Here is a 13,804-nt window from a genome sequence, read left to right on the forward strand (position 1 = left end):
GCGGTGCAAGCTGATCGGAACGGACTCTCGTCAGCTGGCGTTGCGTTTGCGCAGGCTCTCCTCCCAGGCCAGCGCCTGGGTGACGATTTCCGTGAGATCGTCATGCTCCGGCTGCCAACCGAGTTCAGAGCGGATGCGGTCGGCCTTGGCGACCAGCGCGGCCGGGTCGCCGTCACGGCGCGGCGAGAGCCGAACCGGGAAATCGACGCCCGAAACCTGCTTCACCACCTCGACGACTTCCTTGACCGAATAGCCGCGGCCGTAGCCGCAGTTGAGCGTCAGGTTCTCGCCGCCGGTGCGCAAGTGGTCGAGCGCCGCCAGATGGGCGCGGGCGAGGTCGGTGACGTGGATATAGTCGCGGACGCAGGTGCCGTCCGGCGTCGCATAATCGGTACCGAAGATGTCGAGCCCGGCGCGCTGGCCGAGCGCGGCCTGGCTCGCGACCTTGATCAGATGTGTCGCGTTGGCGCTGGATTGGCCGGAGCGGCCGCGTGGATCGGCGCCGGCGACATTGAAATAGCGCAGCGCAACATAGGTCAGGCCATGGGCGCGGGCGACGTCGCCGAGCATCCACTCGCTCATCAGTTTGGAGCGGCCATAGGGGTTGATCGGATTGAGTGCGATCTCCTCCGGCACCGGCGAGACCGGCGGCTCGCCATAGACGGCGGCCGTAGAGGAGAAGATCACATGCTTGACACCGCCGCGCACGGCGCTCTCCAGCAGCGCGCGCGTCTTGACGGTGTTGTTGAGGTAATAGCCGAGCGGGTCTGATACCGAGTCCGGCACGACGATCCGGGCGGCGAAATGCGCGATCTCACTGATGCCGTGCTCGGCGATGGTGCGCTCGACCAGGGCCTGATCGCCCATGTCGCCGCGCACGAGAGTCGCTTCCTGCGGCACCGCCCACCAGAAGCCGGTCGAGAGATCGTCGAGCACCACGACCTTCTCGCCACGGTCCAGCAGCTCGAGAACCATGTGGCTGCCGATATAGCCGGCACCGCCCGAAACCAGAATCGCCATCTTCGTCTCCTCGTCACGTGATCCGCATAAACCGGAATCACGACAGTTCGAACCAGCCTGTCGGCGCGACATGGCTATTCTCAGGCACCGCTTCAGTGAAGCCATGCAAGAATGGTGGCCAGGGCGGCAAATCCAGTAATCTACAGCAAGAGCATTGACGTATCGGCAAGGCGTGACTGGTAATTGAAAATGAGGCCGGCCCGGCTTTCGCCAGAATCGCGGGTCAGCCTAAACAAGACCGGCATCAACGGGCGAAGCCGGCTCCTCCCGAAGCCCTCCGATCTTCAGCAGGCGCGCGCGGCAAGCGCGCGAGATGGACGCGCATGATCAAGAAAATCCGCAAGGCGGTCTTTCCCGTCGCTGGTCTCGGCACCCGTTTCCTGCCCGCCACCAAGGCGATTCCGAAGGAGATGCTGACCATCGTCGACCGGCCAGTGGTCCAGCACGTGGTCGACGAGGCGCGCGCCGCCGGGATCGAGCATTTCGTCTTCGTCACCGGCCGCAACAAGGGCGTGATCGAGGACCATTTCGACATGGCCTACGAGCTCGACGACACGCTGGCCAAGCGCGGCAAGACCAAGGAGCTGGACGCGCTCAAGCACGATCTGCCGGCCGCCGGCGCCACGAGCTTCACCCGCCAGCAGGCGCCGCTCGGCCTCGGCCATGCCGTCTGGTGCGCGCGCGACATCATCGGCGACGAGCCTTTCGCGCTGCTGCTGCCCGATATGCTGCATCACACCAGCGGCAAGGGCTGCCTTGCCGAGATGATCGAGGCCCATGCGGAGCATGGCGGCAACCACATCGCCGTTGCGCCGGTGCCTGAGGACCAGACCCATCAATACGGCATCGTCGGCGTGCACGATGCCAAGGCCAAGGTTTCGCAGATTACCGGAATGGTCGAGAAGCCGCCGAAGGGCACGGCGCCGTCGAACCTGCACATCACCGGCCGCTACATCCTGCAGCCGACGATCTTCGACCTGCTCGCCAAGCAGGAGAAGGGCGCCGGCGGCGAGATCCAGCTGACCGATTCGATGATCGCCCTGGCAAAGCTCGAGAAGTTCTTCGCGGTGCGCTTCGACGGTGACATCTACGATACCGGCTCGAAGATCGGCTTCCTCTCGGCCAATGTCGCTTATGCACTGGAGCGCGGCGATCTCGGCCCGCAATTGCGCGGCGAGATCGAGCGCCTGCTGGGGCGGTAAGCCAGCTACGTCATTCCCGGGCGGAGCGTAGCGCAGACCCGGGAATCTCGGGCCGGAAGAGGCTTTCTCCAAGGGAGAGCCCATTCTGCCCGAGATGCTCGGGTCAAGCCCGAGCATGACCGCTGCGGCTATTAGAACTGCACCCGCAACCCGACCTGCGCGATGTTGGCGGTGTAGTCCGAGCCCTGGTTGGTCGAGTTCAGGCGCTCATGGGTGAAGCTGGCGCGGACCGAGAAGGTCCGGGTCAGCTTGTATTCGATCCTGGCGCCGATGGTCGACGTGTCCTCGCGCAGGTCCTGGCCGTCATATTCGGTGCGGCCATAGCTGGCGAAACCGGTGACGGTGATGTTCCGGCGCAGGGCATGCGCCACTTCGAGATTAACGCGCCGTGCCGTCGTGCCGCTCGAGCCGGGGATGGTAGTGTCGCCGAGCTCGGAGGCACCGCGCAGCGTCACAGTGGTCAGCGGCGTCGGCGTCCACAGGATCGCGGCGTCGCCGACGATGCCGCGCAGGTTCTTCAGCCGGCCATCCTCGTATTTGCGGTCCTGATAGCCGACCGAGACCTCGGCGGTGAGCAGGCGGCTGATCTCGAAGGTCGAGCCGAGGCGGGCGGTATAGCCGTCGGAGGAACGCATATAGCCGCTGGAATCGACCTTCTCGTCGAACTGGCGGGTGTCGATCTCGCCCTGGACGAAGGGCTTGAAACCCGGCGTCACCTCGTAGGCGGCGCGCAGGCGCAGGCCGTATTGGGTCTGGTTGCGATCGGCCTGGCTCAGCTTACGCCCGTTGCTGAGATCGGCGTCCTCGTAGTCCTGGCGGTCGACCGCGCCGCGCAAGGTGAACTGCAGACGGTTGATGTCATGGGTGACGCCGGCCGCGGCGCCATAGTTCCAGGTGATTGGCCGGCCCTGTACGGCAGCCGACAGATCGGGTGAGCCTGGCCGCTGCGTGTCGAGACGCAAGCGCGATTCGAGCAGGATGCGGGTGTCGCGCGTCGCGTCGAGGCGCAGCGACATGTTGCCTTCCGCATCCGGGCGCGAGGCGCTGTCGTCGCGATAGTAGCGGCTGTAGCCGCCACGCAGCATGCCGGTGAGCTCGTGCACGTTCCAGTCGGATTGGATGCCGAGCTCGCCCTCGGTGCGGCTGAACAGCGAGCCCTTGCTCGCCCCGGGCACGCGCGAGGGATTGCTGTCATAGCCGCCGGAGCCGGTGATTGCCGGGCGCAGGATGACATTGCCGAGGCGCAGGCCGAGCGGCGCGTAGGGGTCTTCCTCCGGCCGCTTGCGCTTGCGCGGCTCGGGCGCCGGCGGAAGTGGCGGGGGCAGAGCGGTTATCGTCGGCTGCGGAGCGCGGATATCGCGCTGGGTGATGCCGCGCAAGCGCGAGGACCGTACTGGCTGGCTGGCACGAGGCGGCTGACCGGAGGAGATCGCACCAGAGCGGCGACGGGTTGCGACGGAAGGCTCGTCGACCGCGTCGGGAGAGGCGATCTGGTTCCGACCGGTCGAAGTCTGGGTCGCCTGTGTCTGCCCGAGATTACTAGGAGTCCCGGTGCGCAAAGCCGGCGCGCCGGATCGGTTTGACGACGTCGCCTGCCGGTCGGAGGTCTGGGCAACCACCTGCGTCGGCCAAGTCGTCAGCCCGGCAACGACGCCGCAGCTTGCGACGCCTGCCAGCCAGCAGATCTTGGCAAAACGGGACACTGGCGCGACGGTGCTCCGGCGAGGCAAAGGCTCTCGCGCGCCGGAAGGGCGCGCATGGTTAATGGAGTTAGAACGAAGAGGGTTAATGCTGCGTCAACGCTGGCGCAGCGGTGGCCAGCCGGCCTCCCGCCATGCTAGAGGCGCGCTCCATGACCGCGACCATCAGCGCTTCCGCCCTGCGGACCATCGCCACCGAACGCGCCGGGCTCGATGCCTTGCACGAAGCGATCGGCAATGGCCTCGCCGAACCCTTCACCGCCGCCGTCGAGATGATCCGCGCGGCCTCTGGCCGGGTGATCGTTACCGGCATGGGCAAATCCGGCCATGTCGCCAGGAAGATCGTGGCGACGCTCGCCTCGACCGGCACGCCCTCGTATTTCGTCCATCCGGCCGAGGCGAGCCATGGCGATCTCGGCATGGTTCAACCCGAGGATGTCGTCGTTGCCCTGTCCTGGTCGGGCGAGGCGGCCGAGCTCTCGGCCATCGTCGGCTATACCCGCCGCTTCCGTGTCGGGCTGATCGCGATCACCGCCAACCGCGACAGCGCCCTCGGCCGCGAGGCCGATATCGCGCTCGTTCTGCCGAAGGCGCAGGAGGCCTGCCCGAATGGGCTTGCTCCGACCACGTCGACGACGATGCAGATGGCGCTCGGCGATGCGCTCGCGGTGGCCTTGCTCGAGGCGCGCGGCTTCTCGCGCCAGGATTTCTACGTCTACCACCCCGGCGGCAAGCTCGGCGCGCAGCTCAAGACCGTCGCGACCATCATGCATTCCGGCGAACGCCTGCCGGTCGTCGGCGAGATGGCGGCGATGGCCGATGTCGTCGCGATGATCACGGCCAAGGGTTTTGGCTGCGCCATCGTCATCGATGTCGACGGCAAGCTCGCCGGCGTCGTCACCGATGGCGATTTGCGCCGCAAGCTCGGTGCCGGCTGGGGCGGACGAGTGGCGCGCGACGTGATGACGAAGGACCCGCGCCGGATCGCGCCGGATGCGCTCACCGCCGAGGCGCTGGAGATGGTCAATCGGCTGCGTGTCACCGCGCTGATCGTCGCCGATGCCGACGACAAGCCGGTCGGCCTCGTCCATGTCCACGATCTGCTGGCGCTGGGCGTCGCCTAGCGCTTAGCATCTTGCGAGGAGGCTCATGGCCGCGCTCGAATGGGATGATCTGCGCTATGTCCTCGCCGTCGCCGAGGCCGGCTCGCTCGCCGGCGCGGCGCGCGAGTTGCGCGTCAACCATTCGACTGTGCTCAGGCGCATTGCCGCCTTCGAGCAGCAATTGGCCTTACGCCTCTTCGAACGGCTGCCGACCGGCTATGTGCTGACGGCCGGCGGCGAGGAATTGGTCGCGGCGGCGCGGAGCATCTCCGGCACCGTCACCGAGCTTGAACGCAGGATCGCCGGGCAGGACCTTCGCCTCTCCGGCACGCTCCGGGTTACCGCCACCGACACGCTGATGGGCTCGATCCTGCCGGAGATCCTCGCGGAATTCAGCGAGACCCATCCCGGCATCGCCCTGGAGGTCGCGGCCTCCAATCTGATGTTCAACCTGACCAAGCGCGATGCCGATGTCGCCTTGCGGACCGCCGACAACCCGCCGGCGACGCTGGTCGGGCGCCGGGTCGGCAAGATCGCCTTCGCGATCTATGCTGCGCCCGCCTATCTCTCGTGGCACGATCACGCCGACCTCACCGAGCATCGCTGGGTTGGGCCGGACGACACGCTCGGCGGGACCTCGGTGGCGCGCTGGATGCAGGCGAAGCTGCCGAAGAGCGAGATCATACTCAGGGCCGACTCGCTGTTGGCGATGCAGCAGGCGGCGGTGGCGGGGCTCGGGCTGGTGGCGCTGCCTTGCTATCTCGGCGACAGCGTTCCGGCTCTCGCTTGCGTGCGCCGTCCTATACCGGAGATGGAGACGGCGCTCTGGATCCTGACCCATGAGGATCTGCGCGCCGCGGCGCGGGTCCGCGCCTTCACCGAGTTCGCCTATGGCGCCTTCCGGAAGCGCCGCGCTTTGCTGGAGGGCGAGCCCACGCCTTCCGCTTGAGCGGCTCAGGCCTCGACCAGCTTGAGGCCGATCACGCCGACCAGGATCAGCGCGAGCAGGCCGAGGCGCATGGGCGAAGCGCTCTCGCCCAGGGCGACGATGCCGACAATCGCGACGCCGAGCGCCCCGATGCCGACCCAGACCGCATAGGCGGTGCCAACCGGCAATTGCTTCAGCGCCAGCGACAGCATGACGAAGCTGGCGATCGCCGAGGCGATGCCGATCACGCTCGGCCCCAGCCGCGTGAAGCCGCCGGCCTGCTTCAGCGCGATCGCCCAGACGATCTCGAGCAATCCGGCTCCGGTGAGCAGCAACCAGGACATAGGATGTCTCCATGAAGAGGGCGGACGGCGTCGGTTCGGCATCGTCGGGAAGGCTTCGCGGTTCAGAAGAGCTTGATCGCGGCGACGCCAAGCAGCAGGACCGCGACGCCGGCAAAGCGCAGGGGTGAGATCTCGCGCTGGGGCAGGCGGAACCAGCCATGGCGATCGACGAAGAGCGAGACGATCTGCTGGCCGGCGACGGTCAGGCCGACCGTGGCAGCGGTGCCGATCGCGGGGATCGCGGTGAAGACCGTGGTGACATAGGTGGCGCCGCAAGCAGCGCCGATCCAGCCCCACCAGGGCATCGTCTTGAGGCCGTCCAGCTGCGGCTTGGCGCCATTCATCAGGGCCAATGTCACCAGCAGCACCACCAGCATCGACAAGGTCGCGACCAGGAAGCTGATCGTGCCGACGACGAAGGGCGCGCCGAGATCGTGCCGCAGCAGGCCATTGATCGCGCCCTGAACGGGCAGCACAGCGCCGGCGATGAGGGCGAGCAGCATCCAGCCGAGCTTGGAGCCGGAGAGCTCCCTGGTTGCGCCCTTCTGGCCGAAGACGATCGCGGTCACACCGACGAGCACGGCAAGCGTGCCAAGCAGGGTTGCGGGCTTAGGGAGCTGCTGGGGCACGCCGAGCACGCCGAACCTGTCGAGTCCGAGCGAGGCCAGCATCTGGCCGGCGATAAACAGCCCGACCGCGACGACCGCGCCGAGCCGTGGGAAGACCAAGATGGTCGAGGCGACATAGAGCGCCGTCGCGACGCCGCCGATCGCGTGCCACCAGGGCACGGCGTGCAGTCCGCCGAAGGCGGCGCCTGTGCCGGTGGCGATCGCGACGATCAGCAGCAGGATGGCTGCGAGGATGACCTGGATCGTTGTCGCGGCGAAGGGGCTGCCGGTCGCCTTCGACAATTGCGCATTGGCGCCGGCCTGGACTGCCAGCAGGCCGCCGGCCGCAAGGGACAGGGGGATGAAGAGGGTATCCATGACGAGAAGTCCTGTCGGGCCAGGTCGATCAGGCGCCGGCGTACGCGAGCGCCGGCACGGCAAGTCCGCGCTGCACGGCGGGGCGGGCTGCGATCGTCTCGTGCCAGCGCTTGAGATGAGGGGTTTCGGCAAGGCTCACGCCGAGCTGGGGCAGGGCATTGATCCAAGGCCAGACCATGATGTCGGCGATGCCGTAGCTGGCCTCGACCAGATAGGGCCGCAGCGCCAGCTCGCCGTTGAGGACACCAAGGATGCGGACGGTCTCGCGCTCATAGCGCTCGATCGCGTAGGGGAGCTTCTCCTTGGCGAAGACTTTGAAATGCCAGAGCTGGCCGATCATCGGCCCGATATGGGCCGCCTGGAAGAAGCTCCATTGCAGCGTCTTGCCCAGAGTCTGCGGGCCGTTCGGCTGGAACACGCCGGAGCGCTCGGCGAGGTAGAGCAGGATCGCGCCGGATTCGAAGACGGTCCGGTCATGGTCGTGGTCGACGATGACCGGGATCTTGTTGTTCGGGTTGAGCGCCAGGAAGCTCGGCCGGAGCTGGTCGCCCGCTTCGATATCGATGAGGTTGATGGCGTAGGGCAGCCCGGTTTCCTCGAGCATGATCGAGGCCTTGTGGCCGTTCGGGGTCTGGTAGGTATAGAGGTCGATCGGGGTCATCGGCTTGCTCCGAGGTCTGGATGCCGATGAGATAGCCTGTGCGATGGCGCCTCACGATGTGTGATGTGGCTTCATAAAAATGCAAAATTGCACAGATCGTGATATGGGTCCGTACTTCCCCGTCATGTCGGACTTGTCCCGACCATCCACGCCTTCGCGTCACTGATTGCAGGTGTTCAAGACGTGGATGCTCGCCACAAGGGCGAGCATGACGTGCTGGAATTCCGTTGGATTAGCTCAGCCGCGCTCGTACAGCAGCCGTGCCCGGATCGTGCCGTCCAGCGCCCTGATCTCCTCGATGATCTCGCGCGCGACCTCGCCGACCGGATCGGCCTCCATCACGACATAGCCGATCTCGCCGTCGGTCTGGAAATTCTGGGCGGCGATGTTGATGTTGCGGCTGGCGAAGACGTCGTTGAGGCGGCGCAGCATGCCGGGTGCATTGCGTTGGACCTGGATGAAGCGGGTGCCGGTCGGGCGCGCCGGCAATTGCACCTGCGGGAAGTTGACCGCGCCGACGGTCGAGCCGACATCGGAATAGTCGACCAGCTTGCGCGCCACCTCGGCGCCAATGCGCTCCTGCGCCTCCTCGGTCGAGCCGCCGATATGCGGGGTCAGGATGACGTTGGGCAGACCCTGGAGCGGCGTGACGAAGCGCTCGACATTGGACGCCGGCTCCTTCGGGAAGACGTCGACCGCGGCGCCGGCGAGATGGCCGCTCTTCAGCCCCTCGGCAAGGGCATCGAGATCGATGACCGTGCCACGCGAATTGTTGATGAGATAAGCGCCCTGCTTCATCGCAGCGATCTCGGCCTTGCCGATCATGCCGTTCGTCGCAGGCGTTTCCGGCACGTGCAGCGAGACCACGTCGCTGTTCGCCAGCAGGGCGCTCAGGCTCTCGACTGGCTCAGTGTTGCCGTGGCGCAGGCGGTCGGTGTGATCGTAGTAGATCACGCGCATGCCCATCGCCTCGGCGATGTTCGAGAGCTGGCTGCCGATATTGCCGTAGCCGACGATACCGAGGACCTTGCCGCGGACTTCGAAGGAGCCGTTGGCCGATTTGTCCCAGCCGCCGACATGGGCCGAGACCGAGCGGTCGGTGATCCGGCGCAGCAGCATGACGATCTCGCCGATGGTCAGCTCGGCGACGCTGCGGGTGTTGGAGAAGGGCGCGTTGAAGACCGGGATGCCGCGCAGGCGAGCCGCGTCGAGATCGACCTGGTTGGTGCCAACCGAGAAGCAGCCGACGGCGAAGAGGCGTTTTGCGGCGGAAAAGACCGGCTCGGTCAGCTGCGTGCGCGAACGGATGCCGAGGATGTGGGTCTTCTCGATGGCTTCGACGAGTTGGGCCTCGTCGAGCGCCTTCGGCAGGCGCGTCAGGTTGGTGTAGCCGGCCTGCTGCAGGGCAGCGACGGCGGAATCATTGATGCCTTCGAGCAGCAGGACGCGGAGGCGGTCCTTCGGGAAGGAAAGCCGGTCGGTGGGGAGATTCATGGCGCGCTCGACGATCCAGCGATGCGCCCACTCGCCTGGTCGGGCGGAAGGCGCCGGAGCGCTCGCTATAGACCTGTTGTCGCAGTGCACAACCGCAAAGTTGTCGCGTCTGCCTCGCGCTATGCGCTAGCGGCGCGCAGCGGCACGACGCCTCCCGGCGGCACCGGCGTCAGATGCTGCTGTGGCAGCAGGAAGGGCTGGCCGGCCGGCGGCAGGCGGCTGAAGGAGAGCGAGACGCGGAAGACGCCGCGCAGGAGATTGTCGTCGAGGATCGTCGCCGGCTCGCCCTGGGCGACGATCGCGCCCTCATGCATCACCACCAGTCGGTCGGCATAGGTCACGGCGAGGTTGAGATCATGAAGCACCACCAGCACGGCTGCGCCTTGCGCCGCGATGGTGCGCGCTGCGTCCAGCAAGGAGAGTTGGTGGCAGAGGTCGAGGCTGGCGATCGGCTCGTCGAGGAAGAGGATCTGGCGCTGCGCGACGCTGCGCCCGGCCTCGAGCTGGCAGAGCGCGCGGGCGAACTGGACGCGCTGCTGCTCGCCGCCTGACAATGTCTGGTACTGGCGGCCGGCAAGGCCGATGACGCCGGCGGTCTCGAGCGCCTGAGCGATGATCTGCTCCTTGCGGGCACGCGACTGTGCCCGGCCGACACCTTCGAGGCCGAGCCGCGCGACCTCGTAGACGCTGAACGGGAAGGCGAGGCGCTGGTTCTGCACCATGACCGCGCGGCGGCAGGCGAGCTCCCAGCCGGGAATCTGCGGCAGCGCCATCCCGTCCAGGCGGACCGCGCCCTGCGAGGGCGAAAGTTCACCGGTGAGGAGCTTGAGCAGGGTCGACTTGCCGGCGCCGTTGGGGCCGACAACGATGGTGGTGGCGCCCTCTTGGAGCGTCAGCGAGGCGCCGCGCACGAGAGTGCTGCTACGCACCGAGAAGGAAAGATCATCCGCTTCCAGGATCGCGGCCATGGCTAGAGCTCCGCGATCCGGCCACGACGCAGCAGCAGCCAGAGGAAGAAGGGCGCGCCGATGAAGGCGGTGACGATGCCGATCGGCAGTTCGGCTGGCACGACGACGAGGCGGGCGACGATGTCGGCGCCGACCAGCAAGGCCGCTCCGCCGATCGCCGAGAGCGGCAGCAGCAGGCGGTGATCGGGCCCGATCGAGAGCCGGATCAGATGCGGCACGACGATGCCGACGAAGCCGATCACGCCGGCCGAGGCGACGCTGGCACCGACGGCGAGCGCAACCAGCAGGATCGCGAGCGCCTTGATGCGCTGGACAGGCACGCCGAGATGATAGGCCTCGGCCTCGCCGAGCATGAGGGCATTGAGGCCGCGCGCCAGCAGGGGCACGGCAAACAGCAGCGGCAGCACGATCGGGGCGACCACGGAGAGCTTGGTCCAGCTCGCACCGCCGAGACTGCCGAGCGACCAGAAGGTCAGGTCGCGCAACTGCCGATCATCGGAGATGAAGGCGAGCAGGCCAGTAAGCGAGCCCGCAAGCGCGCCGAGGGCAACACCGGCGAGCAGCATGGTCGCGACTGAGGTGCGGCCCTGGCGGGTCGCGATCAGATAGAGCGCCAGCGTCGAGACCAACCCGCCGAAGAAGGCGCCGAAGGGCAGCAACGCGAAGGGCAGCTTCATCGCGAAGTTCGAGAGGAAGAAGCGGTCGCCGAGCACGATCGTCGCGGCAGCGGCAAGCCCGGCACCGGTCGAGACGCCGACGAGGCCGGGATCGGCGAGAGGATTGCGGAACAGGCCCTGCATCAGGGCGCCCGAGATGGCGAGCGCCGCCCCGACCAGCGCGCCGAGCAGCAGGCGCGGCATGCGGATGTTGAGCACGACCAGCGCCTCGCGGCTGTCGAGCAGCTCAACCTGGCCGATGCCGAGCTTGGCCATCAGGATATCGGCGACCCGGCCGGGCGCGATAGCGAAGGCGCCGGCGCCGAGCGAGAGCAGCATCAGCAGCAGGCAAAAGCCGACCAGCGCTGCGACCGCGATGATGCCCTTGCGGCGTCGCCCCTCGGCGAGGATAGCCAGCGCGGTGGCGCTCGCACTCGACGTCTGCTTCACGGCGAGCGTCATTTCGCGGCGGAAAGCTGGGCGATCTTGGCTTCGGGATAAAGCTCGGCCATCAGGTCGCGGGCCGCGTTGGGCGTGCGCGGGCCGAAGCCGAGCAGATAGAGCCCGTCCATCCGGATCAACGCCTTCTGCTTTGCGGCAGGCGTCTGCGAGAAGGCTGGCATAGCGAACAGCTCGTCGGGCGTCGCGTTGTGGGCGCTGCTGAAGCGCATCATCAGCACGACATCGGGGGCCGCCGTGATGATCGCCTCGTCGGTCATCGGCTTGAAGCCTTCGACCGCGCTGGCGGCGTTGACGCCACCGGCGAGCGCGATGATCGCATCGGCGGTGCTGTTGCGCCCACCGACCATGGTGCGGCCATTTTGGAGAGAGAGTACGAACAGGACGCGCTTCTGCTTCGGCAAGCCGGTGCGCAGCCGGTCGAGCTCGTCGAAACGGGTCTTGACCGTGGCGGCGAGCTGCTGTGCCGGCTCGGCGGCGCCGGCGGCCTTGCCGATCGCCGCGATCTTGGCGACCACCGCCTCCGGCGTCAGTGCTTCTGGGATCATCGTGATCGGCGTGCCGGATTCCTTGAGCAGCGCGAGGGCGTCAGGTGGGCCGGCGCCCTCGACGGCAATGATCTGCGAGGGCTTCAGCGAGAGCACGCCTTCGGCCGAGAGCGCCCTGACATAGCCGACGCTCTTCTTGTCCTTCTGCGCCTCCGGCGGCCATTGGCTGGGGGTATCGACGCCGACGATATTGTCCTTCAGGCCGAGGGCGTAGAGCACTTCGGTGACGATGCCGCCGGCTGCGACGATGCGCTCCGCGGTCTGGGCCTGCGCGGTGGCGATGAAGCTGCCGGAACGGAGATCGCCCGCGAAGCCGAGGGCGGCCAGCGCGCTGAGGGCGATGGCGGCGGCGAGCTCGCGGCCGAGGCGTTTCGCCTTCAGGCCGGCGAGTGGATTTGGTGCAGAGGATGACAGGTCGTGCATGAGCATCTCGTGGCTCGCCGCAGCGCAGCAAGCGGCCTTATAGCGGCAGCTTCCCACTCTACAGTCATTCCAAAGTATTGGCTCAGTTTATAATCGTTCAAAACAGCGATCATCGAGCCGTTGTTGACGGTGATATTCGGCTTTACTAAGGAGGGTCAAGAGCGGCGCGGGCCGCCCGTGATCACCTGTTCCGGAACCGCCGAGGATTTCCCGATGTTCATCGCCATGAACCGCTTCAAGGTCGTCAAGGGAGAGGAGGGGGCCTTCGAGACAGTCTGGTCCTCGCGCAAGACGCGCCTCGACGAGATGCCGGGCTTCATCGCCTTCCATCTGCTCAAGGGGCCGGAGAAGGAGGATCATACCCTCTATTCCTCGCACACCACCTGGGCCTCGAAGGACGATTTCACCGCCTGGACCAAGTCGGAGCAGTTCCGCGAGTCGCATCGCAGTGCCGGTCAGCCGAGGCCGACGCCGCTTTATCTCGGCCATCCGGAGTTCGAGGGCTTCGAGACGATCCTGACCGAGCACAACCCGCGTCTGCCGCGCCAGGCCGCCGAGTGAGGGGCTAAAGGATCATGTCGCTTACCGAGACGCTGGCGCCGGCTGCATCCGCCGACGCTATGGAGAAGGTCCGGGCGGCACTCGCCGCCAAGCCGGACGGGGTGATCGAGGCCGTCGCGCGCGAGCACGGCGTTTCGACCCTCGCGGTGCTGGAGGCAACGCCGGAGGAGCAGCGCCTCTACATTGCGGCCGAGCGCTTCGAGGCGCTCTGGCAGGAGCTCTCGACTTGGGGCACGGTGCTTTTCATCGTGCACACGCCCGACATCGTGCTCGAATGCGAGGGCTCGCTGCCGGTCGGCTCCTTTGGCCATGGCTATTACAACATCCATGGCGACAGCCCGATCGGCGGGCATATCAAGGCGGGCAACTGCGCGGCGATCTATCTCGTCGACCGTGCCTTCCATGGCCGCCGCTCCTGCTCGGTGCAGTTCTTCAACGGCGCCGGCGAGGCGATGTTCAAGGTCTTCGTCCGCCGCGACGAGGCCCGCGAATTGCTGCCGGACCAGGTTGAGCGCTTCGAGGCGTTGAAGCGCAGCTTCGCCTGATCGTAATCGGCTCTCGGCCGGGCCGTCACACTACGAGGCCTTCACCGTCTGCTGGTGGAGGCCTTCTTCTTTGATGCGTCCGAAGGCTCGCAGCCCGATCACTGACAAATGACGTCAATCGCCACTTTTCCGCCACGAGCCGCGTGCGATACGGGGGCGGCCGGCGATGTCATGGAAGTCAAAGCATTTACCAAGCGTTAACCATA

The 13,804-nt window shown here is 66.8% G+C and carries 14 protein-coding genes; 5 read left to right on the top strand and 9 right to left on the bottom strand.

Features of this window, described 5'->3' with window-relative positions; translation table 11 throughout:
* Positions 1 to 30 precede the first annotated feature (30 nt).
* Positions 31 to 1,020: a UDP-glucose 4-epimerase GalE gene (galE, locus tag BLM15_RS22520; protein ID WP_126114851.1), complete on the bottom strand. Its 990-nt coding sequence runs from the start codon at positions 1,018 to 1,020 to the stop codon at positions 31 to 33.
* Between the two features lie 323 nt (positions 1,021 to 1,343).
* Between galE and BLM15_RS22525 the strand changes: the two genes are divergently transcribed.
* A complete protein-coding gene (locus tag BLM15_RS22525; protein WP_126114852.1) occupies positions 1,344 to 2,222 on the top strand; it encodes a UTP--glucose-1-phosphate uridylyltransferase in 879 nt (292 codons plus the stop codon).
* Positions 2,223 to 2,353: 131 nt separating this feature from the next.
* Here BLM15_RS22525 and BLM15_RS22530 read toward each other — a convergent pair whose 3' ends face one another.
* A complete protein-coding gene (locus tag BLM15_RS22530; RefSeq protein ID WP_164547610.1) occupies positions 2,354 to 3,925 on the bottom strand; it encodes an outer membrane beta-barrel protein in 1,572 nt (523 codons plus the stop codon).
* 149 nt (positions 3,926 to 4,074) lie between these two features.
* On the opposite strand from BLM15_RS22530, the gene BLM15_RS22535 reads away from it, so the two are divergent.
* Complete coding sequence (locus tag BLM15_RS22535; protein WP_126114854.1) at positions 4,075 to 5,046, top strand: KpsF/GutQ family sugar-phosphate isomerase; 972 nt, start codon at positions 4,075 to 4,077, stop codon at positions 5,044 to 5,046.
* A gap of 25 nt (positions 5,047 to 5,071) precedes the next feature.
* Positions 5,072 to 5,974 (top strand): LysR family transcriptional regulator, encoded by a 903-nt coding sequence (locus BLM15_RS22540; RefSeq protein WP_126114855.1) that lies wholly within the window; start codon positions 5,072 to 5,074, stop codon positions 5,972 to 5,974.
* Between the two features lie 5 nt (positions 5,975 to 5,979).
* Here the strand turns inward: BLM15_RS22540 and sugE are convergent, their stop codons facing one another.
* From sugE to BLM15_RS22575, 7 genes are all read right to left on the bottom strand, one after another.
* Positions 5,980 to 6,297 carry a quaternary ammonium compound efflux SMR transporter SugE gene (sugE, locus tag BLM15_RS22545; protein ID WP_126114856.1) on the bottom strand — a complete coding sequence of 106 codons (318 nt, stop codon included), beginning with the start codon at positions 6,295 to 6,297 and terminating at the stop codon, positions 5,980 to 5,982.
* Between the two features lie 62 nt (positions 6,298 to 6,359).
* Entirely contained in the window at positions 6,360 to 7,283 is a 924-nt protein-coding gene (locus BLM15_RS22550) for a DMT family transporter (protein ID WP_126114857.1), read from the bottom strand.
* Between the two features lie 28 nt (positions 7,284 to 7,311).
* The gene (locus BLM15_RS22555; RefSeq protein ID WP_126114858.1) at positions 7,312 to 7,944 is read right to left on the bottom strand and encodes a glutathione S-transferase family protein; all 633 of its coding nucleotides are present in this window, start codon (positions 7,942 to 7,944) and stop codon (positions 7,312 to 7,314) included.
* Between the two features lie 237 nt (positions 7,945 to 8,181).
* Complete coding sequence (gene serA / locus BLM15_RS22560) at positions 8,182 to 9,438, bottom strand: phosphoglycerate dehydrogenase (RefSeq protein ID WP_126114859.1); 1,257 nt, start codon at positions 9,436 to 9,438, stop codon at positions 8,182 to 8,184.
* Positions 9,439 to 9,557: 119 nt separating this feature from the next.
* Positions 9,558 to 10,406 (bottom strand): heme ABC transporter ATP-binding protein, encoded by an 849-nt coding sequence (locus BLM15_RS22565; RefSeq protein ID WP_126114860.1) that lies wholly within the window; start codon positions 10,404 to 10,406, stop codon positions 9,558 to 9,560.
* A 2-nt stretch (positions 10,407 to 10,408) separates the two neighbouring features.
* Positions 10,409 to 11,524 (bottom strand): FecCD family ABC transporter permease, encoded by a 1,116-nt coding sequence (locus BLM15_RS22570; protein WP_126114861.1) that lies wholly within the window; start codon positions 11,522 to 11,524, stop codon positions 10,409 to 10,411.
* Positions 11,521 to 12,492, bottom strand: a complete 972-nt coding sequence (locus tag BLM15_RS22575) for a heme/hemin ABC transporter substrate-binding protein (protein ID WP_126114862.1) — start codon at positions 12,490 to 12,492, stop codon at positions 11,521 to 11,523. The genes BLM15_RS22570 and BLM15_RS22575 overlap by 4 nt, the downstream gene beginning before the upstream one ends.
* 213 nt (positions 12,493 to 12,705) lie before the next feature.
* Here BLM15_RS22575 and hmuQ point away from each other — a divergent pair, with 213 nt between their 5' ends.
* Both hmuQ and hutX read left to right on the top strand, forming a co-directional pair.
* The gene (hmuQ, locus tag BLM15_RS22580) at positions 12,706 to 13,053 is read left to right on the top strand and encodes a heme-degrading protein HmuQ (protein WP_126114863.1); all 348 of its coding nucleotides are present in this window, start codon (positions 12,706 to 12,708) and stop codon (positions 13,051 to 13,053) included.
* Positions 13,054 to 13,067: 14 nt separating this feature from the next.
* The gene (hutX, locus tag BLM15_RS22585) at positions 13,068 to 13,598 is read left to right on the top strand and encodes a heme utilization cystosolic carrier protein HutX (RefSeq protein WP_126114864.1); all 531 of its coding nucleotides are present in this window, start codon (positions 13,068 to 13,070) and stop codon (positions 13,596 to 13,598) included.
* The last annotated feature ends 206 nt before the right edge of the window (positions 13,599 to 13,804 follow it).

The sequence above is a fragment of the Bosea sp. Tri-49 genome, from assembly GCF_003952665.1.
Lineage (GTDB): Bacteria > Pseudomonadota > Alphaproteobacteria > Rhizobiales > Beijerinckiaceae > Allobosea.

What these genes read in the sequence shown, in the direction of transcription:
- hutX (WP_126114864.1), top strand. Translation starts at nt 13,068, where the DNA reads ATGTCGCTTACCGAGACGCTGGCGCCGGCTGCATCCGCCGACGCTATG.
- sugE (WP_126114856.1), bottom strand. Translation starts at nt 6,297, where the DNA reads ATGTCCTGGTTGCTGCTCACCGGAGCCGGATTGCTCGAGATCGTCTGG.
- BLM15_RS22555 (WP_126114858.1), bottom strand. Translation starts at nt 7,944, where the DNA reads ATGACCCCGATCGACCTCTATACCTACCAGACCCCGAACGGCCACAAG.
- BLM15_RS22525 (WP_126114852.1), top strand. Translation starts at nt 1,344, where the DNA reads ATGATCAAGAAAATCCGCAAGGCGGTCTTTCCCGTCGCTGGTCTCGGC.
- serA (WP_126114859.1), bottom strand. Translation starts at nt 9,438, where the DNA reads ATGAATCTCCCCACCGACCGGCTTTCCTTCCCGAAGGACCGCCTCCGC.
- BLM15_RS22535 (WP_126114854.1), top strand. Translation starts at nt 4,075, where the DNA reads ATGACCGCGACCATCAGCGCTTCCGCCCTGCGGACCATCGCCACCGAA.
- BLM15_RS22575 (WP_126114862.1), bottom strand. Translation starts at nt 12,492, where the DNA reads ATGCACGACCTGTCATCCTCTGCACCAAATCCACTCGCCGGCCTGAAG.
- BLM15_RS22565 (WP_126114860.1), bottom strand. Translation starts at nt 10,406, where the DNA reads ATGGCCGCGATCCTGGAAGCGGATGATCTTTCCTTCTCGGTGCGTAGC.
- BLM15_RS22540 (WP_126114855.1), top strand. Translation starts at nt 5,072, where the DNA reads ATGGCCGCGCTCGAATGGGATGATCTGCGCTATGTCCTCGCCGTCGCC.
- hmuQ (WP_126114863.1), top strand. Translation starts at nt 12,706, where the DNA reads ATGTTCATCGCCATGAACCGCTTCAAGGTCGTCAAGGGAGAGGAGGGG.
- galE (WP_126114851.1), bottom strand. Translation starts at nt 1,020, where the DNA reads ATGGCGATTCTGGTTTCGGGCGGTGCCGGCTATATCGGCAGCCACATG.
- BLM15_RS22550 (WP_126114857.1), bottom strand. Translation starts at nt 7,283, where the DNA reads ATGGATACCCTCTTCATCCCCCTGTCCCTTGCGGCCGGCGGCCTGCTG.
- BLM15_RS22570 (WP_126114861.1), bottom strand. Translation starts at nt 11,524, where the DNA reads ATGACGCTCGCCGTGAAGCAGACGTCGAGTGCGAGCGCCACCGCGCTG.